The following is a 24,905-nucleotide window of genomic DNA, read 5'->3' as shown; positions in this document are numbered from 1 at the left end:
TAAGCGGGGCAACGGGTTTCCCACGCGTGAAGTTCAGCGACAAGCTTGGTAGGGTGGTCGACGATCTTTCCCCCGACGGCTGGCAACTCTCGATGACCAACGCTCCAAAAAAATACCCGGCGCTCCGATTTGGCATGCGCGCAGCAGGCCTGCTGTGCGTGGCAACCCTGGGCTTTTTTGCCTGGCAGAGTTACTACCCCGTCAGTGCCGCCAAGGGGTGGAGTGTCCAAGTGGCGCACCGCGACGTGCCCAAGGCCGCCTCACTGATGCCCCTGGCGGACGGCTCGCTGATGGTCAGCCAGGAACTCGACAACGCCAAAGGCAGCATCGTACGCATCCACCCCGACGGCAGCCGCGACGTGGTGGTGGCCAGCCTGTCCAAACCCGACGGCCTGTTCGCCACCCGAGGCGGCTGGGTGTTCAGCCAGGAATCGGCCGACCTGCCCGTGAGTTTCTTCAAGGACGGCGTCGTCACCGAACTGTTCAAAGGCGAGAACGTGCAAGGCTTGTGGGATGACGGCGACGATCTCTATGCCATCGAAGACCGTAAACCCGTCGGGCGATTGCTGCGTTATCGCTGGAGCGACCAGACCCTGACCGTGGTGCGCGACCAACTGCAGGAAGGCGAGTCCATCGTGCGTTGTACTGACGGTCGGATGCTCTACACCGAGAAGAAAAAAGGTGTGGTACGTGAGCTGACCGAAGACGGCAGCGACCCGGTGGTATTGAGCAAGCTGAACAAGCCGACGTTTTTGATGTGCGATGAGCGCGGGCTGTGGATCAATGAAGACTCCACACACCGAGCGCGGCTGTTGCTGATCGATAAGCAAGGGCACCAGCGGACAATTTTGTCGTTCCTGAAGGCGCCGCAGTCGATTGTGCGGACCGGTCCGGGTGCCTATTTAGTGGCCGAAGGCGGAAGAGATCGGGTGTTGGAACTGCTGTCCGATTGGCTCACGCCTTCACCCTAGTCCCGTTACAGCTGAAAACGTGCCACCGCCTCGTTCAGCGCGACGGCCAACTGCGCCAGCTCTCGGCTCGATCCATTAATCTGCCCGGCGCCGGAAGCGGACTGAGCAGACAAGTCGCGGATGTTGACGATGTTGCGATCAACTTCCTTGGCCACCTGCGCCTGCTCCTCTGCGGCACTGGCAATGACAAGGTTGCGCTGGTGAATCTGGTCGATGGAGTCGGTGATCTGGCTCAGTGCACCACCCGCGCCCTCAGCCAAGGCCAAGGTATCGGTGGCACGCTGGGTACTCGATTGCATTGATGTGAGTGCATGGTCAGACCCCGAGCGCATCGCGGTCACCATTTGATCGATTTCCAGGGTTGATTGCTGGGTACGGTGCGCCAATGCGCGCACTTCATCAGCCACGACCGCAAAGCCACGCCCGGACTCGCCGGCCCGCGCAGCCTCAATAGCCGCATTGAGGGCCAGCAGGTTGGTCTGTTCGGCAATGGAGCGAATCACGTCGAGTACCTTGCCGATATCGCGCGATTGCTCGGCGAGGTTCTGCACCAGCGTCGACGTTTCACCGATGTTAGAACTAAGGGCCTGGATAGCGCTGACGGTTTCGCCGACACGATGCTGGCCTTCGCGCGCCGTTTCATTAGAGAGGCGAGTGGACTCGGAGGTGGAAACGGCATTGCGCGCCACCTCATCCGCCGCTGAAGTCATCTCGTTTACAGCGGTGGCGGCCTGTTCAATTTCAGCGGTCTGCTTTTGCAGGCTGCGGCTGCTTTGATCGGTGATGCCATTCAGGTCGGTGGCGGATGACGCCATCTGCCCCGCCGACTGGCGGATCAGTTGCAGGGTCCCGCGCAGATTGGACTGCATGGTCTTGAGCGCCACGAGCAAGCGGGTTACTTCGTCATCGCCGGTCACGTCTACCGTTTGAGTCAGATCACCGTGGGCCACGTTTTCGGCGGCCCGCACCGCATGGCCCAACGGACCGACAATGCTGCGAGTCAACAACCACGCCAGCGCCACCGTACTCAAGGCGGCAAGCAGCACGAAACCGACCACCATGGTGCGCGAACGGCTGTATTGCGATTCGGCCTCCTGACCCTGCTGATTGATCTGCGCGTTGTAATAGTCAGCCAGGGCATTGAGTTGCGCACCCGAACCATCAACCACGGTTTTCATGTCCACCAGCAGCAGCTTGTTAAGCTCGGCGCCCTGCTGCTTATCGGCAAGGATGAAAGACTGTGCCAGACCTTGCTGGTACAGGCGCAGCGAAACCTGAAACTGGTCATAAAGCGAGCGCACTTCAGGGGTGTCGATGACCGCATCAAGCTCGACCAACCTTTTCGTCAGGTCCTGGCTACGGGTGTCCATCTGGCTGCGGTACTGTGCAAGGCTGGCGGGGTTTGGGTCCAACGCCATGCGCAAAGAGATCGTACGAATGCGCAACATGATTTCGCGAATATCCGCCACCAGCCGCATCTTGGGCACCAGCCCACTTTCAACCTGCACCGCGTTGGCGCGGATACTTGCCATGTTCGATAGCGCAAAAAAACCCAGTAGGGCCACCAGCAAAGCAATCAAGGCGAAACCCAGACCCGCACGGCGGGCGATGGACAGGCTGCGAAGGGACATTTTCAGGGGACTCTCATATTGGGGATACGACGTCGTATGAGAGCGTTTCGGCCCGCCGGGGCAGGACTTTAGCGATGTCGATGGAAGTACTACTTAATATTTCTGCTGCTGAGAAAGAAGGGGAAAATAAAGCAACAAAAAAAGGTTGCCCGGGGTATCGCAACGCGCTGCCTGTAGGCAAGGCTTTGGAAGTATGTGCGTAAGATGTACTGGTCATGCAGTGCGGGCTAGAGCGTCGCATCGATAGCACTGATGATTACTATCGAATCGAGCGCCTGCCCGATTTTCAGCATCGGTTCCTATAATCGCCTCCCAATTCCCTCCCCTTCGCCTGGCTTCAGGCGACCTTCACCCTGGAACCCAACACCATGCCAAGTGCCAGCCAGGCCCCCAGCGGCCTTCCCGAACATAATCAACAGAGCGTCAAACAGCAGTGGCTGGCGATTCTCTCGGTCGCCGTCGGTGCCTTCGCCCTGGTGACCAGTGAATTTCTCCCAGTGGGCGTGCTCAACGACGTCGCCGCCGACCTCGGCATCAGTGCCGGCCACGCCGGCCTGATGGTGACCCTGCCCGGCATCATGGCCGCCCTCGCCGCGCCGTTGCTGTCGGTGATCATTGGCACCATGGACCGCCGCTACCTGCTGATCGGCCTGACGCTGATCATGATCATCGCCAACATGGTCGTGGCGTTCGCCAGTGACTTCAGCCTGCTGCTGTTCGGCCGCGTCTTGCTGGGCATCAGTATCGGCGGTTTCTGGGCCACAGCTATCGCCCTCAGCGGCCGCCTGGCACCCAAGGGTGTGGACGTCGCCAAGGCCACCTCGATCATCATGATGGGCGTGACCCTGGCCACCGTACTGGGCGTGCCGGTCGGCACCTGGCTCAGTGGCCTGATGGGCTGGCGCATGACATTCCTGGTGACCGCGCTGGTGGGCATACCGGTGCTGTTGGCGCAGGTTCTCCTGCTGCCCCGGCTGGATCCTGAGAAAGCCATTCTCGTGCGCGACCTGCCCGCCTTGTTCATCAACCCACGGGCTCGGGTCGGGTTGATCGCGGTATTGCTGATCGGCCTGGCGCACTTTGCTGCGTACACCTATGTCGCGCCGTTCTTCAAGAACAGTTCCGGCTTCGACGGCCCGACCATCGGTTCGCTGCTGCTGATGTTTGGCGTGGCAGGGGTCGCGGGTAACATCTTTGCCGGATTCGCCGCCAACCGCAGCGTGCGCTACACCCTGCTGCTGGTCGCACTGATGATCGGCACCAGCACCGCCTTGTTCCCCTATTTCGCCACCGGCTTGACCGGCGCAGCGATGCTGATCGCACTCTGGGGCTTTGCCTTTGGTGCGTTTCCGGCCTGTGCAAGTATCTGGATGTTCGTGGTCGCGCCCAAGGATGTCGAACGCGGCATGCCGCTGTTCGTCGCCCTGTTCCAGGTGATTATTGCCTTGGGTTCATTCTTCGGCGGGCGAATCGTCGACCAGATGGGCACCTCGGTGTTGTTGAGCCTGGCCACGGCGCTGGTGGGCGTAGGCTTTGTGACGGTGCTGGTGCTGGGGCGTAATGTAAGCAATCGCTTGGCGGCCCAACCCGCCTAAGCAAACAGTACCCACTCCAAAAGCCTGCTGAGCCTTGAGCCCGGCAGGCTTTTTTATTTTCAGTGTGTCGCAGGCACCGTCACAGCGATGGAAAAGCTTGGTAACGAGAATTCGCACAATGAATATTGTGCACCCAGACCTCTGGGCTAGGCTGAAAACGTCGCCGGTGTGGCGACATACTGCCAAGGAGTTTGTATGCCAGCCAAGTATCGTGATGCGGTCACAGGGGAGTACGTGACAGAGGCTGAGGCAAGAAAAAGACCGAGGGAAACGGTGAAGGAGACGGATAAAAAGCCGCCGTCAAAGCCGAAGGACAAGAAGTAGGGTCAAGCTTTAAAGCTTGCTGGCTACAGCAAAGGAACGCTTGCATTCCAAAACGAAAAAGCCCCGTAGCTTATTCAGCTACGGGGCTTTTTCTATGTAATGGCGGAGAGATAGGGATTCGAACCCTAGGTACCGGTGAAGGTACAACGGATTTCGAATCCGTCCCATTCGGCCACTCTGGCATCTCTCCAACGGCGCGCATCATAACAGCATGATTCGTGGATGCAAAGCGCCGAAGCGATTTTTTCCGTGCTATCAGATGCTTGCGTCGATTAAAGCGGTACGCCGAGACGATTGGCGACTTCTTCGTAGGCTTCGATGACGTCACCGAGGCCCTGGCGGAAGCGGTCTTTGTCCATCTTCTTCTTGGTGTCCTTGTCCCACAGGCGGCAGCCGTCCGGGCTGAATTCGTCGCCCAGGACGATGGAGCCGTCGTGGAACACGCCGAACTCGAGCTTGAAGTCCACCAGCAGCAGGCCTGCGTCGTCGAACAGCTTGCTCAGCACGTCGTTGACCTTGAGGGACAACTCCTTCATGCGCGCCAGTTGCTCAGCGGTGCCCCAGCCGAATGCCACGACGTGGGATTCATTGATGAACGGGTCGCCCTTGGCGTCGTCCTTCAGGAACAATTCGAAGGTGTACGGGTTGAGCTTGAGGCCCTCTTCCACGCCCAGGCGCTTGACCAGGCTGCCGGCGGCGTAGTTACGCACGACACATTCAACCGGGATCATGTCGAGCTTCTTGACCAGGCACTCGTTATCGCCCAGCAGTTTGTCGAATTGGGTCGGGATGCCGGCCGCTTCGAGCTTCTGCATGATGAAGGCGTTGAACTTGTTGTTCACCATGCCTTTGCGATCCAGTTGTTCGATGCGCTTGCCGTCGAACGCCGAAGTGTCGTTGCGAAACAGCAGGATCAGGCGGTTGGCGTCGTCGGTCTTGTACACCGACTTGGCTTTGCCGCGGTAGAGTTCTTCACGTTTTTCCATGATGGGCTCCGCTTGCTAAATGGTGGGCTAGGCGATGTGTCGCCAGTCGAGCCCTGAATCTTGATCGGCCAGTTGCAGCCAGTCCGGGTCGCACCCGAGGGTGTCGACAAAACATTGCCGGGCCAGCTGCGGCAGGTTGTTCTTGCTGCTCAGGTGGGCCAGGACCAGGTGTTGCAAGTCTTGCCAGCCCAACTCATACACCAGGTACGCCGCCTGGTGGTTGTTCAAATGTCCCAGTTCGCCGCCCACCCGCTGCTTGAGGAAGTAGGGGTAATGACCACGAGCCAGCAGGTCTCGGCAGTGGTTGGACTCGATCATCAAGGCATCGAGGTTCCGGTAGCCGTCCAGCACCTTGGTGCAGTAGGAGCCCAGGTCGGTCAGCACACCAAAGCGCCGCTCACCATCACTGAAGACATACTGCGTCGGCTCCTGGGCGTCGTGCGCCACGGCAATCACATCGATGCTCAAGGCACCGATTTTCAGCTGCTCGCCACCGGCCAGGAAACCTGCGGGTTCAATGGGCTTGCGCATCCCGCGCAGGGTGCCGCGACTGAGGTACACCGGAAGATTGTAGCGCCGAGACAGCAAACCCACGCCATGCACGTGGTCGGCATGTTCGTGGGTCACCAGAATCGCGCTCAGCTGCGCGGGGTGAACCCCCAGGCGCAGCAGGCGCCGCTCGGTTTCTTTTAACGAGAAACCACAATCCACCAGCACATACGTGTCGTCATGTGCGACCAGCGTGCCGTTCCCTTGGCTACCGCTGCCGAGAACGGCAAAACGCATCGGATCAGCCCAGGTTGTCCTGAATAACGCCCAATACTTTGCGCGCTGTTTCAGCTGGCGCAACGGTATTGATGTTCTTCTCGACGGTGACCTGTACGCTGTCGCCCACCTTGCTCAAACGAACCTGGTAACGCTCGGCGCGGGTCTCGATCTCTTCCTTGGTCGGCTTGCTGCCGAACAGTTTGCCGAAGAAACCAGGCTCGTCGTCTTTACGCTCGGCCTTTTCCGCCACGTTGATGTAGTACAGGCCCAGGCTGCGGTTGATGTCTTCAACGCGCCAAGGGCCCTGCTCCAACGCGCGGCCAACACTGGCCCAGGCACGATCGAGGTCTTCACCCAGGTTGAGCACCACGTTGCCGCTGCCGTCCTCGGTGAGGCTGACGCGGCTCGGGGTGTCGTAATCACGGGCGGCGAGCAGGGAAACCGAACCACCCTTCTCGGAGATACGGCTCATGCTGGCCAGCATCTCGTCGACCAGCGCCGAGTCGACACCGGTGTTGACCGAACGGTTGGTGAAGTCAACGTTGGCGGTGCTGCCGGCCGGACGCTCGGCGCTGACCACGTAGACTTCACTGGTGTTACGCTGCACGCCTGGCTCGATGCGCACACGCACACGGGCTTCGCTGTCGGCGGCTACCCCACCGGCCTGCAGGCGCTTGGCCATGGTGGCGGACAGCTCGCTGCCCTGCTGCCATGCGGTGGTGAACTCACCGGTCTGCGGGCGCTGCTCGTCCAGGCGGAAACCGTTATCCTGGAAGAACTGCACGGCCACTGGCCAGACTTCGGCTGGTGGGCGTTGCGCCACGATCCAGCGCGAGTCGCCGCTCTTCTGCAGGCTGTAGTCGCTGGCATCCGCCACCGCCGAGATCGGCTGTGGACGCGGCACGACGTACTCGCCCTTGGTGGTGTCGTCGGCGACGTTGCGTGGGATCGGCAGCAACGGGTCAAGGCGCTTGGCGACGTTGACGCCCGGCGGCAATTCCATCGGTTTGGTAGGTTGAGCTTCCAGGTAATCGCTGCCGCGGTCACGGAAGTAGCCTTCCGGGCCCCAGATCCAACCGCAGCCACTGGTGCTGGAGATAATCAAGGCAAGTGCGGAAAGTCCGGCCAATCGCTTCATGCGTAGTGCTTCCTCAATTAAACCAGGACGCCGGACTGGCGCAGGGCCTGTCGCAGCGGTTCGTGAAAGGCTTCGCTGAGATGGGTGAGCGGCAGACGGATACCGTCCGGCATCATGCCCATTTCAGTCAGCGCCCACTTCACGGGAATAGGGTTGGATTCGATAAACAGTGTCTTGTTGAGCGGCATCAGCTTCTCGTGGATCGCGCGGGCGGTCACGGCGTCGCCGGCGATGGCGGCGGCGCACATTTCGCTCATGGCACGCGGGGCCACGTTGGCGGTCACGGAGATGTTGCCCTTGCCGCCCAGCAGGATCAGCTCGACAGCGGTGGCGTCGTCACCGGAATACACCAGGAAATCGCTGTTCACGCCGGCCAGGATGTCCTTGGCGCGCTGCAGGTCACCGGTGGCTTCCTTGATACCGATGATGTTCGGCACGGTGGACAGGCGGATCACGGTCTCGGCCTTCATGTCGCACGCGGTGCGACCCGGTACGTTATAGAGGATCTGCGGGATGTCGACCGCTTCGGCAATGGCGCGGAAATGCTGATACAGGCCTTCCTGGGTCGGCTTGTTGTAGTACGGGGTCACCAGCAGGCAGGCGTCGGCGCCGGCCTTCTTGGCGTTTTTGGTCAGCTCGATGGCTTCACGCGTCGAGTTGGCGCCCGTACCGGCGATCACGGCAATACGGCCGGCAACACGCTTGACCACGAATTCGATGACCTGGATGTGTTCTTCCACATCGAGGGTGGCCGATTCACCGGTGGTGCCGACCGCCACGATGGCGTTGGTGCCTTCTTGCAGGTGGAAGTCCACCAGTTTGCCCAGGCTGTCCCAGTCGAGATGACCTTGTGCATCCATGGGTGTGACCAGTGCCACCATACTGCCCGCAATCATGCAACCGCTCCTGCCGGAAAAAGAGAGCCGTAATGGTACTGGCGCCAAGATGCTTGCACAAGCGAAGTACCGCCTGAGGATGCGTTCTGGCGCAACTAAACGACGGGCAATGCCATCATTGGGCAAAAGCACGCCCTGAAGCACGATGAAATCAGACTGGTCACGCAATGAAAACGCCACCTCCTATCCCTTGGCGACGGTTTTCGCTACCCTTCATCCTTTGATCGATACAGCCCACACGGTATCGACCGCTCATCGTTTTAGGAAGGCTGCATGTCCACCCCCACAGTTCGCGAACAATTCCTTGTTATCAGTGCCCTCGGCGCCAACCCCATGGAGCTGACCAACGTCCTGTGCCGCGCCAGCCATGAAAACCGCTGCGCCGTCGTGACCTCCCGCCTGACCCGCCACGGCGAGTGCAGCGCGCTGGTCCTGCAGATCTCCGGCACCTGGGATGCCCTGGCGCGCCTGGAAACCGGCCTGCCAGGCCTGGCCAAGAAGCATGACTTCACCGTCAATGTGGTGCGCAGCGCTGCCCTGGAGAATCGCCCCCAGGCCCTGCCGTATGTGGCTTACGTCAGCTCCGCCTATCGCTCGGACATCGTCAATGAGCTGTGCCAGTTCTTCATCGACCACAACGTCGAGCTGGAAAACCTGACCTGCGACACCTACCAGGCCCCGCAAACCGGCGGCACCATGCTCAACGCTACATTTACCGTAACGTTGCCGGCTGGCGTGCAGATCAGCTGGTTGCGCGACCAGTTCCTGGATTTCGCCGATGCCCTGAACCTCGACGCCTTGATCGAGCCATGGCGCCCACAGAACCCAATGTAAGGAAGTTTTCATGGCGGTAGTCATCGACAAACCCGTAGCCGATTTCGAAGCCCAGGCCACCAGCGGCCAGACCTTCAGCCTCGCCGCCCTCAAGGGCAGGCAAGTGGTGATCTACTTCTATCCGAAGGACAGCACGCCGGGCTGCACCACTGAAGGCCAGGGCTTTCGTGACCAGTACGCAGCGTTCAAGGCGGCCAACACCGAGGTGTTTGGCGTATCGCGTGACAGCGTGAAATCCCACGAGAACTTCAAGGGCAAGCAGGCGTTTCCCTTCGAGCTGATCAGCGACAAGGATGAAGCGGTTTGCCAGCTGTTTGATGTGATCAAGTTGAAGAAGCTGTACGGCAAGGAATACCTGGGCGTGGACCGCAGCACCTTCCTGATCGACAAGGATGGCGTGCTGCGCCAGGAATGGCGTGGTGTGAAGGTGCCGGGGCATGTGGATGCCGTGCTGGCGGCGGCGCAGGCCTTGAACAAAGCCTGAGACTCAGCAGACTGTTGTATGAGCGGGCTTGTCCCGCTCACTACAGAAGCGGCGCCACGACAGGCTCCTGCCGCGGCCACGCATCCAGCACCGCCTTGAACAGCGTCGCCAGTGGGATCGCAAAGAACACGCCCCAGAATCCCCACAACCCACCGAACAACAGCACCGCACAGATGATCGCGACCGGGTGCAGGTTGACGGCCTCCGAGAACAACAGCGGCACCAGCACGTTGCCATCCAGGGTCTGGATGATCCCGTAAACCGCCATCAGGTAGATGAACTGGTCGCTCCAGCCCCACTGGAACAAGGCGATCAAGGTCACAGGCACGGTCACAACCACCGCACCGACGTAGGGCACCACCACGGAAATCCCCACCAGCAAGGCCAACAAGGCCGCGTAGTTCAAGTCCAGGGCGATGAAGGCGATGTAGGTCACGCCCCCGCAGATAATGATCTCGATGACCTTGCCGCGAATGTAGTTGGCGATCTGCCGGTTCATTTCTTCCGCCACCCGGGTAATCAACGCACGCTCACGTGGGAGGTAACCTCGCACCCAGCGACCGATCATGGCGCGGTCCTTGAGGAAGAAGAACACCAGGATCGGCACCAGCACCAGGTAGATCATGATGTTGACCAGCAGCGGCAGGCTGGACAGGGAAAAGGTCAGCGCCCATTGCCCGAATTTTCCGATCTCGCCGCGCGCCACTTCGATGGCTTGCAGCACCTGTTCGTCCGACACCAAATGCGGGTAGCGCTCCGGCAACAACAGCAACAGCGACTGCCACTTGGCGAGCATGCCGGGCAGTTCATTGAACAGGGTGATCAACTGATGCCATAGCAGCGGCAATACCACCACGATAAACAGCACCAACAAGCTCATAAACAAGGCGAACACCAGCCCTACCGCCGCACCACCCGGCAGGCGCAGGCGCTCCAGCGTAGTGACCAGGCCCTGCATCAGGTAAGCCAGCACCATCCCCGCCAATACCGGCGCCAGCATGCCGCCCAAGGTAAGTACGGCCGTAAAGGCCAGAAACAGCAGGACCGCCAGCACCACGGCTTCTTCATCGGAGAAGTAGCGCTGGATCCAGTCTCGTAACACTTTGAACATCAATCAACCTCGGGTGATGGGGCAAACGGTTCAGGCCTTGCGCAACCAGTAACGGTACACACCGGCGGCGTCTTCTTCGTGCAACAGCGTGTGGCCGGCCAACTTGGCAAACGTACGGAAATCACGCTGGGAGCCAGCGTCCGTGGCGATCACCTTGAGCACTGCGCCACTGGCCAGACGATTGAGTTCCAGCTTGGCCTTGAGCAAGGGCAGCGGGCAATTGAGGCCGCTGGCATCGAGTTCGGCATCAAAGGCTACAGCGTCGGTCATGGTTTTACTCCGGGCACACGTTTGGGTTGCTTAGAATATCTGGTCCGAAGCTCAGTGTCCGGCTACAGTAAGCTCTTTGTCGAAAGGCTCTGTGCATGACTTTTTTGCGCCCTACCCTGCTGACGCTGGCTTGCCTGCTGGCCTCCCCAGGCTTCGCTGACGACCTGCCGTCACTTGGCGACGCCAGTTCTGCAATTGTCTCGCCACAACAGGAATACCAACTGGGTCGCGCCTGGCTGGCCTACCTGCGGGGCCAGGTCTCGCAACTCAACGATCCGCAACTCAAGGACTACGTCGAAACCAGCGTGTACAAGCTGGTGGAGACCAGCCAGGTCAATGACCGGCGCCTGGAATTCATCCTGATCAACAGCCCGCAACTGAACGCCTTTGCCGCACCGGGTGGCATCGTCGGGGTCAACGGCGGCCTGTTCCTCAACGCCCAGACCGAAGGGGAATATGCCTCGGTACTGGCTCACGAACTGGCGCATTTGTCCCAACGCCACTTCGCCCGTGGCGTTGAAGCGCAACAGCGCATGCAGATTCCGATGATGGCCGCCTTGCTCGGCGGCATCATTGCTGCTGCGGCGGGTGCAGGCGATGCGGGTATTGCCGCGATTGCCGGCACCCAGGCCGCGGCGATCCAGGAACAACGTCGGTTCTCTCGCCAGAACGAACAAGAGGCTGACCGTATCGGCATCCTCAACCTGGAAAAGGCCGGTTATGACCCGCGCTCGATGCCGACCATGTTCGAACGCCTGATGCGCCAATACCGCTTCGACGCCAAACCGCCGGAGTTCCTGTTGACGCACCCGGTGACCGAATCGCGGATCGCCGACACCCGCAACCGCGCCGAGCAATCCAAGCCTGGCGGTAAAGAAGACAGCCTGCGCTATCAACTGATTCGTGCACGGGTACAGTTGCAATACGAGGACACGCCAGGCCTTGCCGCCAAGCGCTTCCAGGCGCAACTGGACGAAAACCCGAAGAACGATGTGGCGCGCTATGGCCTGGCTATCGCCCAGGTCAAAGGTTCCCAGTTCAAGCAGGCTCGGGAAAACCTTGCGCAGCTGCTGGCCAAGGAGCCCAACGACATCACTTACAACCTGGCGCAGATCCAACTGGACATGGACAACAGCCGTCTGCCGGATGCCCAGCAACGTACGGATCGGATGCTCACCCAGTATCCGGGTAACTATCCGTTGAATCAGGTGCGCGTGGACCTGCTGCTCAAGCAGAACCGTACCGCCGATGCGGAAAAGGCGCTGGACGGTTTGCTCAAGTCTCGCCCGGATGACCCGGACGTGTGGTATCAGGTCGCTGAGACCCGCGGCTTGTCGGGCAACATCATCGGTTTGCATCAGGCCCGCGCCGAGTACTTTGCGCTGGTCGGTGATTTCCAGCAGGCCATTCAGCAATTGGATTTCGCCAAGCGTCGCGCCGGCAGCAATTTCCCGCTGTCGTCGCGCATCGATGCACGCCAGCGTGAGTTGATCGAACAGGAACGCCTGGTCAAAGGGATGATGAGCTAAAACTGCCAGGCACAAAAAAGCCCCGCCTTCGTTAAACGAAAGCGGGGCTTTTTGTTTTTACCGACTTACTCAGCCAGTTTGAAGGTAATGAAGCTGGCGCGGCCCTGACGCAACACACGCATCGAGACCGAGCGGTTCTTCGGCAACGCCTTGGCGATGTCAGTGAACTGCTTGGTGGTCTCGATCGCCTGATTGTTCAGGTGGGTGATGACGTCACCCGGCTGCAGGCCGATAAGGGAAGCAGGACCGTCCTGCACTTCCTTGATCACGACGCCGCTCTTGAGATCGAAGCTCTTTTTCTGCTCAGCGGTCAGCTCGGCCACGGCGATGCCCAGGCGATTGCTGCTGCGCTCGGCGCCCGGCTTGGTGTTGCCCAGGGCATCCAGGGTTGCGCCTTCTTCAGGGATAGCACCCACGGTCAGCTCAACGGTCTGGCGCTTGCCTTCGCGGATCACTTCCAGCTTGGCTTTGCTACCGGCCTTGAGCGCACCTACCAGGTGCGGCAGGTCGGCCGACATGACGATCGGCTGGCCGTTCATGCTCAGGATCACGTCGCCAACTTGCAGGCCGCCTTTGGCCGCCGGGCCGTCGTCCTGGATCTGCGCGACCAGCGCACCGGCCGGCTTGTCGAGACCGAAGGATTCAGCCAAATCTTTGTTCACTTCCTGAATTACCACGCCCAACCAACCACGGCTGACCTTGCCACCGCTTTTCAGCTGGTTGGAGACGTCCATGGCCACGTCGATCGGGATCGCGAACGACACCCCCATGAAGCCGCCGGAGCGTGTGTAGATCTGCGAATTGATGCCGACCACTTCGCCCGCCAGGTTGAACAGCGGACCACCGGAGTTACCCGGGTTGATCGGCACGTCAGTCTGGATGAAGGGCACGTAGTTTTCGTTCGGCAGGCTGCGGCCAATGGCACTGACGATGCCTTGGGTAACAGTGTGGTCAAAACCAAACGGCGAACCGATGGCGACTACCCATTGCCCGGCTTTCAGGTCCTGGGATTTGCCCAGTTTCAGCACGGGCAGGTCCTTGCCGTCGATCTTCAGCAAGGCCACGTCGGAGCGTGGGTCGGTACCGACGAGCTTGGCTTTCAGCTCACTGCGATCGGCCAGGCGCACGAGAATCTCGTCAGCGTCGGCAATCACGTGGTTGTTGGTAAGAATGTAGCCGTCCGGCGAGATGATGAAGCCCGAGCCCAGGGACTGAGCCTCTCGCTGACCGCCACCACCGCCACGAGGTGCGCGCTGTTGTGGCATGCCACGCTCAAAGAACTCGCGCAGCATCGGCGGCAGGCCTTCCAGGTCCGGCATCTGCTGGTTGGAGACTTTGCGATCCGGCAGTTTTTGCGTGGTACTGATGTTCACCACGGCAGGTGAGGCTTGCTCGACCAATTGGGTGAAGTCAGGCAGCTCGACTGCTTGCGCAGGCAACGCCTGACCCAGCACCAACACCGTGGCGATTATGGATAGGTAAGACTTCAAACGTGGTATCGACATACAGCTCCCGTTACGACGAGCAGGGTTGAGCGACAGGGTTCAAGAAACGCCGGAAACCGCGACCGACATCTTTGTTCCGCGAACAAAACAAGGCCAGAGCCGACAAGCCCTGACCTATAAAAAACATGAGGGATTTTTGCAAGTGAAAATGCTGATCCAGACATTTCATGCTCTCGGCAACCAACCTGGCATGGAAGTACAGTGAAACGTCAGGATGAACATAGGATTAACGACTCACGGCTGGACGGCTGGTTTTTTTTCACCACGCACCGATAGCGCGATACGCTCTGCGGTGCCGATGGGTATTTCACCTACCACCGTCACCATCATTTCACCGTCCACCGTGTTCAGCCGACGCGATACCGCCACTGTAGGGCCCAGCTGAGTGCGGGTCTCCGTGACGCTTGCATCGCTGATCGGCTCCAGGAATACCGAGAACCGCGCCAACCCGTCTTCATACATCAGGCTGTCGACGGTCGCTTTGGTCTGAGTGTCTTTGCGGGCACTGGTGTTGGTCAGCTGAAAACCCGGCGGCAACCATTCCAGATGCCAAGTCTCGGTAGATTGCACCTCTGGCGCCTTGCTATTTGCGACGGCGATAAGTGTACAGTCGCTGCTGGGTTGCAGATCCCGGTCATCAGGCACGACAGAAGTATTCAATCGCGTGAACTGAAAGCGCTCCAGCAATTGCCCTTGATCATTCAGCAGCAGGGATTTGAGCGGGAGTGCGGTCTCCCGATCCAGGTGCAGCTCAAAACCATAACGGTACTGGTCACGCGGTGTGATCGATACGATGACCGCATTTCGACCGGCCACGCGCGATTTGCCAATGACGGCCAGTTCGTAGAATTGATTGAGTTTTTGCGGATCGAGCGCACGTGACGGCGCATCACGGGAATTGCCAAGGCCTGCGACGAGAGTGCCGCTGACGCATTGGGTACGGCCATCCAACCGCACGACTTCCTGGGCAGAACCATCGAGCTGCAAGAGCCGCTCACGGACCTGACCGTCCTGGACACGATGCCAGATGTCATGGGTAGAAAAACTGCCGTTACGTTCATAAACGAACGTACCTTGAAAGCTTTGCTGTTGCTCTGCACGCCCAAGTCGAGTCAGCCAGTCTTGGGCTTCATCGGCGTGGGCGGGGAGTGCAAACCAACCACTGAGCAAAAGCGTAAGGAGCGGTATGGCTCGCATAGAGCTCCTTACGGATTAGCGGTTTTCCAGGCTTGCTGCACGAGCATAAGGCAGAGCGCTTTCAGTGCCCTTCAGAGCCGATTCCTGTGCGTGTTGGCGCAGGTAGCCTGGAAGACGCTGGTCTTGCCAGCCGGATTGCCCTTGCAGTACACCGTTGGCCATCGGGCCGGTGGTGTCAGAGCTTTCCTTGTAGCCGGCCAATACCGCTGGGCCTTTGACTTGCGGACCGGCCATGACCGGTTGCTGAGTCTGTTGGGCCAGTTCGGCACCAGCGATTTCGTCCTGGTTATACAGGCGAACACCAGCAAGCACGGCAACAGTTACCGAGGCAGCAACTGCCAGGCGACCCAGGCTACGCCATGGACCACGAGCAGCTTTTGCCGGAACGGCTTCATCAGCCAGCGCAGCAGAAACGGCCGCAGCAATATCCAGACGAGGGATTAGAAGATCCTTGTGCATCACCGCCCGAGCGACTTGGTAACGAGACCAGGTATCACGGGTTTCGGCATCATCAAATGCGTTGAGCACTCGACGAAGTTCCAGTTCATCCGCTTCGTTATCCATCACTGCGGACAGCGATTCCTGCAGGGCATCACGACTCATGGCGGTTCCTCTCTTGGCTGTCGCCGCTGTCTTTAGTTCTCTTGCAACAACGGTTGCAAGGCTTTATCGATGGCTTCCCGGGCCCGGAAAATCCGTGACCTTACAGTCCCCACCGGACACTGCATGACGCTCGCAATGTCTTCGTAACTCAGACCATCGAATTCACGTAAAGTTAACGCCGTACGCAAATCTTCTGGCAGTTGCTGAATTGTGCGATGAACGGTGCCTTCGATCTCGTCGCGCAGCAATGCACGCTCCGGCGACTCGAGATCCTTGAGGCCGTGATCACCATCGTAAAATTCCGCATCTTCTGAACTTACATCGCTATCCGGTGGGCGGCGCCCGCGAGACACCAGATAGTTCTTCGCCGTGTTAATGGCGATTCGGTATAGCCACGTGTAAAACGCACTATCACCGCGAAAGTTACCAAGTGCACGGTACGCCTTGATAAAGGCTTCCTGTGCAACGTCCTGCGCTTCATGGGTGTCGTGCACAAACCGCACGATCAACCCGAGAATTTTGTGCTGGTATTTCAGCACTAGCAGATCAAAAGCTCGCTTGTCGCCGCGTTGAACGCGCTCGACCAGCTGCTGATCCTCTTCCTGGGTTAGCATGAACACTCCTCGTAGTACTTGAAGGAGGCTTGCATAACTAAACGATCAGGCTTGCAAACATAGACTCGGTCTTTTCGCAAAAGTTCTCCCCCTTCAAGCAAGTTTCCGGTACGCACTGATTTGGCACACACGAAAAACGCAGCACGGGCAACGCCGACTGCGCGAATAATCTTGTCGTCGGTTTTCTGACGCGTCCGATGCTCCCGACGGGCCAACAAACTCAACGTTTTCCCAGCTTTCGGGCAACCTGCTATTGAGTCGGGGCCTATGCAAAAAGTTCCCGCTTCAATAACCAGCTGATTCTACCCGAGCCGTGCACCGTAATCTCACATTGCCACGAATGCCCGGCTATTGTGCCGCTCCACCCCTCTATATACTAGTAGCCCGTGTGACCCTTTGATTCGCCGATCCAGGCGTCCTGTTTGCGCCACCTCTTCGGATCGCTTTTTGCGGAATCCTTCCAATGAGCCAACAGTTTCAACACGATGTCCTGGTGATCGGCAGCGGCGCGGCAGGTTTGAGCCTGGCGCTGACCCTCCCCAGCCACCTGCGCATTGCGGTACTGAGCAAAGGCGACCTGGCCAACGGCTCGACATTCTGGGCCCAAGGCGGCGTCGCCGCCGTGCTGGACGACACCGACACGGTGCAATCCCATGTCGAAGACACCCTCAACGCCGGCGGCGGCCTGTGCAATGAAGAAGCGGTGCGTTTCACCGTCGAGCATAGCCGCGAGGCCATCCAATGGCTGATAGACCAGGGCGTTCCCTTTACCCGCGATGAACACGCAGGCAGCGACGACGGTGGTTTCGAGTTCCACCTGACCCGCGAAGGCGGCCACAGCCACCGTCGCATCATCCACGCCGCCGACGCCACCGGTGCGGCTATTTTCAGGACATTGCTCGACCAGGCGCGCCAACGCCCCAACATCGAATTGCTGGAGCAACGCGTCGCCGTCGACCTGATCACCGAAAAACGCCTGGGCCTGGACGGCGAGCGCTGCCTCGGCGCCTACGTGCTCAACCGTGGCAGCGGCGAAGTCGACACCTACGGTGCGCGCTTCACCATCCTCGCTTCCGGTGGCGCGGCCAAGGTCTACCTCTACACCAGCAACCCCGACGGCGCCTGCGGTGATGGCATCGCCATGGCCTGGCGCTCGGGCTGCCGGGTGGCCAACCTGGAATTCAACCAGTTCCACCCCACCTGCCTGTATCACCCACAGGCCAAGAGCTTTCTGATCACTGAAGCCCTGCGTGGCGAAGGCGCCCACCTGAAACTGCCAAATGGCGAACGTTTCATGCAGCGCTTCGACCCGCGCGCCGAACTGGCCCCACGCGATATCGTCGCCCGCGCCATCGACCATGAGATGAAGCGCCTGGGTATCGACTGCGTGTATCTCGACATCAGCCACAAACCCGAAGCCTTCATCAAGACCCACTTCCCCACCGTCTATGAGCGCTGCCTGGCGTTCAACATCGACATCACCAAAGGCCCGATCCCGGTGGTGCCGGCCGCGCACTACACCTGCGGCGGCGTAATGGTCGACCAGCACGGTCGCACCGACGTGCCCGGCCTGTATGCGATTGGCGAAACCAGCTTCACCGGCCTGCACGGTGCCAACCGCATGGCCAGCAACTCGCTGCTCGAATGCTTCGTCTATGCGCGCTCTGCAGCGGCGGACATCCTTGAACAACTGCCGCGCATTCCGGTGCCGGCCGCCCTGCCCCGCTGGGATGCCAGCCAGGTGACCGACTCGGACGAAGACGTGATCATCGCGCACAACTGGGACGAGCTGCGCCGCTTCATGTGGGACTACGTAGGGATCGTGCGCACCAACAAGCGCCTGCAACGGGCGCAACATCGCGTACGGCTGCTGCTGGACGAGATCGACGAGTTCTACAGCAACTACCGAGTAAGCAGAGACCTGATTGAATTGAGGAACCTTGCTCAAGTAGCGGAACTGATGATCAGGTCTGCCATGGAACGTAAGGAATCTCGGGGTCTGCACTACACGCTGGACTATCCAGGGATGCTGCCAGAGGCGAAGGATACGATCCTTACACCGACCTGATGAGGCACGTTAGGAGACCTTAGCGTAGCACCATAGGACCCCGTTTTGTAACAGCTTTGGCGCACATTTGTCCCAACGCTGGGGTCCTTATCGCCTGCCCGCAAGGGTCCCTATCGTGCGCCTGAGCGAGCGTGCGGGGGCCTACGGGGGTAAGCGCGCAGGTTAGTAGTTACAGGTGGTCACTCAGAAATTTCTGTCAGATCCTTAAAGGGCTCCCGACACGTCCGCTATAACCTCTCCGACCAGCCCAGCGATTAGCTCGCCATGAGCGCAGCCATAAAGAACCGCTACGGTGCCGACCAGCTTCCATGTGGCTTTCGACACGACGATAGCCTTTAGGACGGCCAACCATTGTTTCTTGGCGGCCATAGCGGTCTCCTACGTGAAGTCTGATAAAGAACGTGGGTCATTGCCCTGCACATTTTGCATAGCAACGCATTTCACATGGGCTCACCTGAAGGTCCATCAGTTTAGATAGGCACTCAGGCCAGCCCACGAGGCCCGTTACGGACCTCATGGATACAGCGGGTGTTACGGCTTGGCGACTACACGGGTGATCAACGGGAAGTCTACGGTCTCGACCTGAAGTTTCTCAGTAGGGTCCGCTGGGTTTGCCAACTTGATCCTGACCTTGGCCTGAGCCATTACGTCAGCCACACCGCTCACCTCAAAGTCCCAGCCCTGTACGCCAGCGTTACGGCTCGCCAGGATCTTCCATACGTCGCCCTCTTGGTTATGGCGGAACGACAGCGAGGCAAAGCCCTTAGGCAGCATGAAGACGCCACGGTCAGCCCCAGAATAGAACTGGGTGCTGCAACCCAACAGGTCCTCAATGGACTCGACACCGGCGCGCTGGCCCGCACGTTCAAGCATTGCCTGCTCAGTCATGTGCATCAGCAACACGAAGTCGCTCAGAGAGTTACCTACCGACTGGTTAATGCTCATGGTCAAAGCGTCGATCCAGTCCTCAGCACGATCACGCGGAGTGGTGCCCGCAATGGTGACCTCCTTGGCTTCGGTGCTTGGGGACTTAATGAGGATGTCCACAACGGTAGAACCACAGGCCTTCTCGAAGTCGGCCAGCATCTTGTCCATCATCTGCTCCATGCCGTTGCCAGTGAAGCCAGCAACAACGTGGGCATCCAGAAGGGTGAAGCGGTGCGAGAAGAACGCAGCGGTATTGGTCGGCTCAGTGAAGATGAAGTCACCGGCAACCGCTTCGCCCTTGGCGATGGTCGAGGTGTCGTAGATCGACTGGCGAGGATCGAACTCAAGGTTACGATTGACCATGTTGACCAATTGCACAGGGGTCGGCTCGGTTCCTTTCGGGCGGAACTCACAGGGAATAGCATCGGCAGCGTTATCCTGCCACTCGCCACCATTGAAGAATTCGTCCATGGCTTGGGTGATGACCTGAGCCAGGACACTTGAGTCAGTCGCCTGGGCGCCCATAGAGGCCTGGGTGGTGAACTGAAGGTTACCGCCATTGCCCCATACGGCGGTCTCATAGGAAGTCGGCGCGGTGTAGCGGTCGCGTTGGTCGCGGTGATCTGTAGATTTGGATGGGTTGGACATGAGATGGGTCTCCTGAAATAAGTTGAGAAAGGACAGGCTTAGTTGTTGTCGAGCCAGTTGCCAGACGAGAAGTCGCTACGACCATTGGCACTGCGGATAGCGCGGCCCATGTCTTGATACTTGCGCTCACGGTCTTCACGCTTGGCACGGCGACGCGCTTCGTCCAAAGGGGTGGACTCGTAGGACTTGAAGCGCTCTGCATGCTCACGAGCTTCTTTGAGGCGCTCTGCATGTTCACGCTCAGCGGCCAACTTGCGGGTCTCGATGGACCTCACGATGGCCGGGAAGGTAGCAGCGCTCAGACCAGCGTCCAGGTATTGGCTTACGATTGCCTCTTGGGCTGGCTTGCTGCTCCCAGCGGTGGCAATCAGAGTCGCCAGCATGACGCCCTCGGCATACGCACGGGATACGACCTGACCTTGTACTTCAACGGTTTCAGGGGTGACTTTCTGGATATTCAGTTGCATGGTGTTGGGTCTCCTACATCGAGACATTGATTCATGGCCTTGCCGCATAGAGGCAACGTGACCAGATGGCAAGGAGTAGCCGCACGGGCCTCTCAAGGTCATGATCAATATCTTCTGGGTTTTGGTTAGTTAGTGCGATCACGGGTCTGTAGCTTGGCGGGTGTGATCCGGGTGCCGATGGCGGACGGCGGTAAGTTAAAGCGGGGAAGTGATCGGTTGGCGGGTCAGTGGGATTCGCATAGGGGCGCGCATTACTGCATCGAGGTTCATGCTGGTTGTTGTAGTGATGGACTCAACGAATGAGACCATGACCGGATTGGTGGACTTCAAGTGCCCGATAAGTTTCTGGTAGTCCACACCATGTTCATCGCTGGTGACGACCTGTTCGCGAACATGCCAATCACGCCAGATTGTGCGCAGGGTGATCAGCTTGGTTCGACTTGAAGGGGACACAAAGAATGCGTTGAGCTGGTCAGCAAAAGTCATAGGCGTTGCTCCCGCTGGTGATACGGGTAGCGCTGACGCTTGCGAGCCTCACGGTAGTAATGAAGCCTTCGCTCGATGATGGCGCGGCGTTCGTCTTCAGGGACCCCGGCCAGCATTAGCTTCAGACCCAAACAAAGTAGGTGACGCTGGCGGTTGCTCATTGGGCGGCTGCTCATTGGGTCACCTCCTTCGGCAGGTGGGCAGTCGTCATGCGAGCAGCGCCTTCGCCCTTTATGTCGATCACATAGCCGTCATTGTCGACCACAGGTCGGGGCTTGCGGTGTTCGATCAGAGCCTTGGCGATGTTCTCAGCATTCGGTCGCAGCCATTCATCGACACCTTTGAGGGTGACCTTGAAGAGGTGGCCGGTCAGTTGAATAGCCTTGTTGGCCTTGCTCACGCGCTTGGCATCACCGCGCTCAATGAACTTCGGAGCGAGAGAGGTCAGCCCGTTAGAGCGCCGTGCAAGCCCCTTATCGACCAGCATGGCGAGAACCTTATCGGGGTTCTCTACGCCAGCCAAACGGCAAGCTTCACGCCACGTATAGCCAGATGTACGACCCTTACGGACATGTTCATCGTAAGCAGGCGCCATAGCATCGACTCGGGTTTGTAGGTCATTCAGTGTGGCTGTGATTGCCTGCGAAGCGAACGCCGGGTTAGCTGACTGCTCAAGCTCGATCCATCGACCGACTACAGTGTGCCGCAGCCCAGTGTCATAACCGGTGATAAGAGTGAATACCATATGCTTTTTCAAGACCAGCATTCGGAGAACTTTACCTTGGGCAGTGGCATAGCTCGATTCGGTGGCCCCAGATTTGGGGGCTCCTACTTGTGCTATTACCCGGTCAACATCTCGAAGCACATGGTCGTGACGCTTGCCAGTCATCGCAGCAATCTCGATGGTGGTCATGGTGATTTCTTTGATACCGTTAAACATAGTAGTGGTGTCCTTTTTGAATGCTCCCTGAGTTCGCTCCCACAGGCCGACCGTCAAGGCCCCACTACGGGCATCGACTATGGCTCAAGGAGCATTCAGAAAGACTTGACGTTGATGTAAGCCCAGCGACGGGCGTAGGGGAATCCAGGCAGACCAATTAGCGGAGCGGTCTGTCTCTGTTATTGTGAGGGTTTTTAATCTGGTCATATCGGAGACTCAATGAGCCGTTACGGTCACGCTTCCATCACCACGACATCGACGGTAGACCCAAGGCCTTAACGATCAACCTTAAGGTAACTTTTAGACCATTCTCTTTAAGTATTATTTCTTATTAGTTTAATCTATAAAGAATAATAACTTTAAGTTCTCTTTAAGCTCTTAGAGGTCTTTAAGTTAAAAGGCCCCTGTGCTGTGCGATCAGAGATAGGAGGCCCAAACCTATCAAGGGTCTACTCACACGAAGTGAACAGACAGAATCGCTACAGTGGACCTGATGCTGGTCCCGCAGATCCCGTTAAGGCTGCACTTGGTGGTCGTGGCGTCTTGGATATTGGACTACCTTAAGAGGTAGCGTTGGTCACTGGACGTACACGCCTTGCCCGCAGAGGGCCACCTTGGAGGTGACCTTACGGCATCTTGGATGGGAAACCACGTTGGTGTGATCTGTCCCTGTTATTGTGAGGGTTTTTAAATCCGGCAATGAGCATTCATTAAGTCAAAAGCGAGGTTCGTCCCCACCGGGAACAGTCTTCAGATATTTGATTAGAGCGTCAATCATCAGCACCACACAGGGCTCTCCATCCTTCCATACCCAGTCGTAGAATCTATCAACCTGAGAGTTATCGGACCCTGTAATCTCTTGAAGCAGCGCAGCACCTTCAATCAATGAAATGGGTCTATCATCTCTATCCCAGATATGAGCAGCATGCCGACTCCGGAAAACGTCAATCTTTCTCCTTTTAATTTCCTTCGCGCAGTCATATAGCGGCTGCACCATATTTTTATCCAGAGAATTAAGGTGTCGCGAATAATTAACACGCACCTCATTCAATTTGAAAAGAGAAAGAATCACACTGTGATTACATACCCGTAATCTGCCGACCACTTGTTCCAGCGTATAAGTGCCATCTCGATACTTTCCCAGAACTTCCCGGCCCATTGCAACAGCAGAGGTCAAATCAACCATCTGGTCGATCAACAACCACTTGATCTCATTCGTCTCATTTCGCGAATTCAAGAATCCATCCTCGTAATAGTAATTTAAACTCTCAAATCAGAACTTTCTATGCATCAAAATCGCCAAACTATCTCACATTCCGCAAAGTTTTCAGCATTGGCACCATTGAGGCGCTCGCATTGCCGCCGTGGGGATCGAACGCCAGCAATCCAGAGCTATGCCCTAAGATTGCCTGAGAGATGCCTGCCGACGCACCAGCGAGCTTCAGATCAGCCTTCTGATAATGCCTCAATCAGAGCCTCGGCCATTCGCCTCACCTCAACGGCACTCCCAGCCCCGTACAGGTCATAGCTGATCGACCCTGAAGCATGGCCCAGAATCGACTCGGCTGTCCCCACAGGGACCTCAGCGGCCTTCAAGGCACCGGCCAGCGAGTGACGTAACGAGTGGAAGGTCTGGGTCCGATCAGCGTTCAAGATCAGAACATCCCTAAGGGCTCCATTAAGCACGTTCGAGAACTGACCAGCGCCCAACGTGAACAGCCGGGAGTCGGAGCTATCGACAAACTCACGGAACGCCTGAAGGTCGAACCCATAGGCACCGTCAGTCAGCGGCACTACACGCAGAGCATTCTTGGTCTTCGCTGTCTTGCCATCGTTCCTATTGATGTCGATGACCCACACGGTCCCCACCTGCTTAACGTCAGCCTTGGTCAACTGCCTCAGTTCCTCAATACGGGCCCCGGTGATGACCCCAAGGGACAACGCCCAACGCTGCCATGCGTCCACCGGTAGTGAGTTAGCGTGAGCCATCAAGGCCTTTACCTGAGCCTGAGAGAGCGCCTCACGGGAACTGTCAGCGCCTTTAGTTGGCTTCAGACCCTTGTCGAAACTCTTGTCGAGGTAACCGTTATTCACAGCCCAATCCATGACCGTTGATAGCCGGGTCAGCAGCTTCTTAACTGTCGAAGGTCTGCGGTCCTCAAGGAGCTTATCCCGAAGGTTCTTCATGTCCTCCCGTGAGTGGCTCTTCATGTCCAAGTCGCCAAGGATCACGCTGATAGCCTCACACGATGACTTCACGTCCCGCATGGTGCTGGCCTGAATGCTGTCTTTGCGTTCCTCCATGTACAGAGCAGAAAGGGACTTGAAGGTAAGACTTGGGGAAGCGTTTACAGATATAGGCAGGGAGAGGGCCAAAGGCGTGCCACAAGGTTCACCATTGAGGTCCTTCACGATCTCGACCAGCTTCCCTGAACGCCCCCGCATACGCTCCTGTGAGGCCTCAAGGATCTCAAGGGCCTTACTGACTGCTCGTTGCTGATTGATGCTCAGGGGCAGCTTTGCGGATGCCTTACGCAACGCCAAGTGATGCTCATCGTTGATCATCTCGTAAGCGACCAGTGAGCTGTCACCGTGTGCCATCGTCAGGTTGTACTCAGCGAACTCAATCAAGCGCTCACGGAGTTCGTCCCATGACGCCTCGGGGTTGTCCAAGTGGTAAGCCTTGAGGGTCGAGAGGATGTCGTCGGAGATGGTCATTGCGGTGGCCTTGTCGGTGGTCCTGAGTGACAGCGTGAAGAAGCCCTTAACGGTTCCTTGAGGGCGAAGGCGAAGGTAATAGCGACCAGACCGGCGATAGTGGTACGGCTTGGCGAGCGCAGTTTGTAACAGGTTTGTCCCACTTGGGGAGCGGTGGTTGACGATCATCGGCTGAAACCCCTGTATCCATTGGGT

Annotated in this window: 27 protein-coding genes, 1 tRNA gene and 1 pseudogene; 8 read left to right on the top strand and 21 right to left on the bottom strand. The window is 58.3% G+C overall.

The genetic code is table 11. From position 1 onward, the window contains the following. Positions 1-134: 134 nt before the first annotated feature. Complete coding sequence (locus ACZ445_RS07490; RefSeq protein ID WP_058425331.1) at positions 135-971, top strand: SMP-30/gluconolactonase/LRE family protein; 837 nt, start codon at positions 135-137, stop codon at positions 969-971. A gap of 5 nt (positions 972-976) precedes the next feature. Here the strand turns inward: ACZ445_RS07490 and ACZ445_RS07485 are convergent, their stop codons facing one another. Both ACZ445_RS07485 and ACZ445_RS07480 read right to left on the bottom strand, forming a co-directional pair. Beyond that, positions 977-1,786, bottom strand: a complete 810-nt coding sequence (locus ACZ445_RS07485) for a methyl-accepting chemotaxis protein (protein WP_375166103.1) — start codon at positions 1,784-1,786, stop codon at positions 977-979. Positions 1,787-1,834: 48 nt separating this feature from the next. Beyond that, positions 1,835-2,602, bottom strand: a pseudogene (locus ACZ445_RS07480) (MCP four helix bundle domain-containing protein); the annotation flags it as partial. A gap of 74 nt (positions 2,603-2,676) precedes the next feature. On the opposite strand from ACZ445_RS07480, the gene ACZ445_RS07475 reads away from it, so the two are divergent. Further along, the gene (locus tag ACZ445_RS07475) at positions 2,677-2,805 is read left to right on the top strand and encodes a hypothetical protein (RefSeq protein WP_259641595.1); all 129 of its coding nucleotides are present in this window, start codon (positions 2,677-2,679) and stop codon (positions 2,803-2,805) included. Positions 2,806-2,970: 165 nt separating this feature from the next. Next, entirely contained in the window at positions 2,971-4,197 is a 1,227-nt protein-coding gene (locus ACZ445_RS07470) for an MFS transporter (RefSeq protein ID WP_464708170.1), read from the top strand. Between the two features lie 424 nt (positions 4,198-4,621). Here the strand turns inward: ACZ445_RS07470 and ACZ445_RS07465 are convergent. From ACZ445_RS07465 to dapA, 5 genes are all read right to left on the bottom strand, one after another. After that, positions 4,622-4,711: transfer RNA gene (locus ACZ445_RS07465), tRNA-Ser, on the bottom strand. A gap of 82 nt (positions 4,712-4,793) precedes the next feature. Further along, positions 4,794-5,507, bottom strand: coding sequence for a phosphoribosylaminoimidazolesuccinocarboxamide synthase (gene purC, locus ACZ445_RS07460; protein WP_010212191.1), 714 nt, complete (start codon positions 5,505-5,507; stop codon positions 4,794-4,796). 27 nt (positions 5,508-5,534) lie between these two features. Continuing rightward, positions 5,535-6,293 carry an MBL fold metallo-hydrolase gene (locus ACZ445_RS07455; RefSeq protein WP_464708169.1) on the bottom strand — a complete coding sequence of 253 codons (759 nt, stop codon included), beginning with the start codon at positions 6,291-6,293 and terminating at the stop codon, positions 5,535-5,537. Positions 6,294-6,297: 4 nt separating this feature from the next. Then, a complete protein-coding gene (gene bamC / locus ACZ445_RS07450) occupies positions 6,298-7,413 on the bottom strand; it encodes an outer membrane protein assembly factor BamC (RefSeq protein WP_058425138.1) in 1,116 nt (371 codons plus the stop codon). Positions 7,414-7,430: 17 nt separating this feature from the next. Beyond that, complete coding sequence (gene dapA / locus ACZ445_RS07445) at positions 7,431-8,309, bottom strand: 4-hydroxy-tetrahydrodipicolinate synthase (RefSeq protein ID WP_058425139.1); 879 nt, start codon at positions 8,307-8,309, stop codon at positions 7,431-7,433. Positions 8,310-8,582: 273 nt separating this feature from the next. On the opposite strand from dapA, the gene ACZ445_RS07440 reads away from it, so the two are divergent. Both ACZ445_RS07440 and ACZ445_RS07435 read left to right on the top strand, forming a co-directional pair. Then, positions 8,583-9,143, top strand: coding sequence for a glycine cleavage system transcriptional repressor (locus ACZ445_RS07440; RefSeq protein WP_003172487.1), 561 nt, complete (start codon positions 8,583-8,585; stop codon positions 9,141-9,143). Between the two features lie 10 nt (positions 9,144-9,153). Then, positions 9,154-9,627 carry a peroxiredoxin gene (locus ACZ445_RS07435; protein ID WP_248486821.1) on the top strand — a complete coding sequence of 158 codons (474 nt, stop codon included), beginning with the start codon at positions 9,154-9,156 and terminating at the stop codon, positions 9,625-9,627. A gap of 40 nt (positions 9,628-9,667) precedes the next feature. Here ACZ445_RS07435 and ACZ445_RS07430 read toward each other — a convergent pair whose 3' ends face one another. After that, positions 9,668-10,738 (bottom strand): AI-2E family transporter, encoded by a 1,071-nt coding sequence (locus ACZ445_RS07430; protein WP_058425141.1) that lies wholly within the window; start codon positions 10,736-10,738, stop codon positions 9,668-9,670. A gap of 30 nt (positions 10,739-10,768) precedes the next feature. Then, the gene (locus ACZ445_RS07425; RefSeq protein ID WP_010212198.1) at positions 10,769-11,008 is read right to left on the bottom strand and encodes a sulfurtransferase TusA family protein; all 240 of its coding nucleotides are present in this window, start codon (positions 11,006-11,008) and stop codon (positions 10,769-10,771) included. A 95-nt stretch (positions 11,009-11,103) separates the two neighbouring features. Here ACZ445_RS07425 and ACZ445_RS07420 point away from each other — a divergent pair, with 95 nt between their 5' ends. Further along, the gene (locus ACZ445_RS07420) at positions 11,104-12,537 is read left to right on the top strand and encodes a M48 family metalloprotease (protein ID WP_058425142.1); all 1,434 of its coding nucleotides are present in this window, start codon (positions 11,104-11,106) and stop codon (positions 12,535-12,537) included. Positions 12,538-12,602: 65 nt separating this feature from the next. Here the strand turns inward: ACZ445_RS07420 and ACZ445_RS07415 are convergent, their stop codons facing one another. Continuing rightward, positions 12,603-14,042, bottom strand: coding sequence for a DegQ family serine endoprotease (locus tag ACZ445_RS07415; RefSeq protein ID WP_464708167.1), 1,440 nt, complete (start codon positions 14,040-14,042; stop codon positions 12,603-12,605). A gap of 25 nt (positions 14,043-14,067) precedes the next feature. Here ACZ445_RS07415 and ACZ445_RS07410 point away from each other — a divergent pair, with 25 nt between their 5' ends. Beyond that, positions 14,068-14,247, top strand: a complete 180-nt coding sequence (locus ACZ445_RS07410; protein WP_179028856.1) for a hypothetical protein — start codon at positions 14,068-14,070, stop codon at positions 14,245-14,247. 29 nt (positions 14,248-14,276) lie between these two features. On the opposite strand, the gene ACZ445_RS07405 is transcribed toward ACZ445_RS07410, so the two are convergent. From ACZ445_RS07405 to rpoE, 3 genes are read right to left on the bottom strand one after another with little or no spacing between them, the layout of a single operon-like run. Further along, entirely contained in the window at positions 14,277-15,239 is a 963-nt protein-coding gene (locus ACZ445_RS07405; RefSeq protein WP_464708166.1) for a MucB/RseB C-terminal domain-containing protein, read from the bottom strand. 15 nt (positions 15,240-15,254) lie between these two features. Continuing rightward, positions 15,255-15,842 carry a sigma-E factor negative regulatory protein gene (locus tag ACZ445_RS07400; RefSeq protein WP_003172479.1) on the bottom strand — a complete coding sequence of 196 codons (588 nt, stop codon included), beginning with the start codon at positions 15,840-15,842 and terminating at the stop codon, positions 15,255-15,257. Between the two features lie 32 nt (positions 15,843-15,874). After that, positions 15,875-16,456, bottom strand: a complete 582-nt coding sequence (gene rpoE / locus ACZ445_RS07395) for an RNA polymerase sigma factor RpoE/AlgU (RefSeq protein ID WP_003172477.1) — start codon at positions 16,454-16,456, stop codon at positions 15,875-15,877. A 463-nt stretch (positions 16,457-16,919) separates the two neighbouring features. Between rpoE and nadB the strand changes: the two genes are divergently transcribed. Beyond that, positions 16,920-18,524, top strand: a complete 1,605-nt coding sequence (gene nadB, locus ACZ445_RS07390; protein WP_464708165.1) for an L-aspartate oxidase — start codon at positions 16,920-16,922, stop codon at positions 18,522-18,524. Positions 18,525-18,728: 204 nt separating this feature from the next. On the opposite strand, the gene ACZ445_RS07385 is transcribed toward nadB, so the two are convergent. From ACZ445_RS07385 to ACZ445_RS07350, 8 genes are all read right to left on the bottom strand, one after another. After that, positions 18,729-18,893, bottom strand: coding sequence for a hypothetical protein (locus ACZ445_RS07385; RefSeq protein ID WP_192299162.1), 165 nt, complete (start codon positions 18,891-18,893; stop codon positions 18,729-18,731). A 162-nt stretch (positions 18,894-19,055) separates the two neighbouring features. Then, on the bottom strand, positions 19,056-20,099 hold the full coding sequence (locus ACZ445_RS07380; protein ID WP_192299163.1) for a hypothetical protein: 1,044 nt from the start codon (positions 20,097-20,099) through the stop codon (positions 19,056-19,058). A gap of 38 nt (positions 20,100-20,137) precedes the next feature. Then, the gene (locus tag ACZ445_RS07375) at positions 20,138-20,566 is read right to left on the bottom strand and encodes a hypothetical protein (protein WP_225595517.1); all 429 of its coding nucleotides are present in this window, start codon (positions 20,564-20,566) and stop codon (positions 20,138-20,140) included. A 195-nt stretch (positions 20,567-20,761) separates the two neighbouring features. After that, entirely contained in the window at positions 20,762-21,052 is a 291-nt protein-coding gene (locus tag ACZ445_RS07370) for a hypothetical protein (RefSeq protein ID WP_169839456.1), read from the bottom strand. Further along, positions 21,049-21,228 carry a hypothetical protein gene (locus ACZ445_RS07365; RefSeq protein WP_169839457.1) on the bottom strand — a complete coding sequence of 60 codons (180 nt, stop codon included), beginning with the start codon at positions 21,226-21,228 and terminating at the stop codon, positions 21,049-21,051. The genes ACZ445_RS07370 and ACZ445_RS07365 overlap by 4 nt, the downstream gene beginning before the upstream one ends. After that, positions 21,225-21,992: a Rha family transcriptional regulator gene (locus tag ACZ445_RS07360; protein ID WP_169839458.1), complete on the bottom strand. Its 768-nt coding sequence runs from the start codon at positions 21,990-21,992 to the stop codon at positions 21,225-21,227. The genes ACZ445_RS07365 and ACZ445_RS07360 overlap by 4 nt, the downstream gene beginning before the upstream one ends. A gap of 715 nt (positions 21,993-22,707) precedes the next feature. Continuing rightward, positions 22,708-23,229: a hypothetical protein gene (locus ACZ445_RS07355; protein WP_192299164.1), complete on the bottom strand. Its 522-nt coding sequence runs from the start codon at positions 23,227-23,229 to the stop codon at positions 22,708-22,710. A 209-nt stretch (positions 23,230-23,438) separates the two neighbouring features. Continuing rightward, the gene (locus ACZ445_RS07350; RefSeq protein ID WP_192299165.1) at positions 23,439-24,878 is read right to left on the bottom strand and encodes a tyrosine-type recombinase/integrase; all 1,440 of its coding nucleotides are present in this window, start codon (positions 24,876-24,878) and stop codon (positions 23,439-23,441) included. Positions 24,879-24,905: the final 27 nt, after the last annotated feature.

Source organism: Pseudomonas allii, from assembly GCF_055380095.1.
This window is presented reverse-complemented; position numbering and strand designations above follow the sequence as displayed.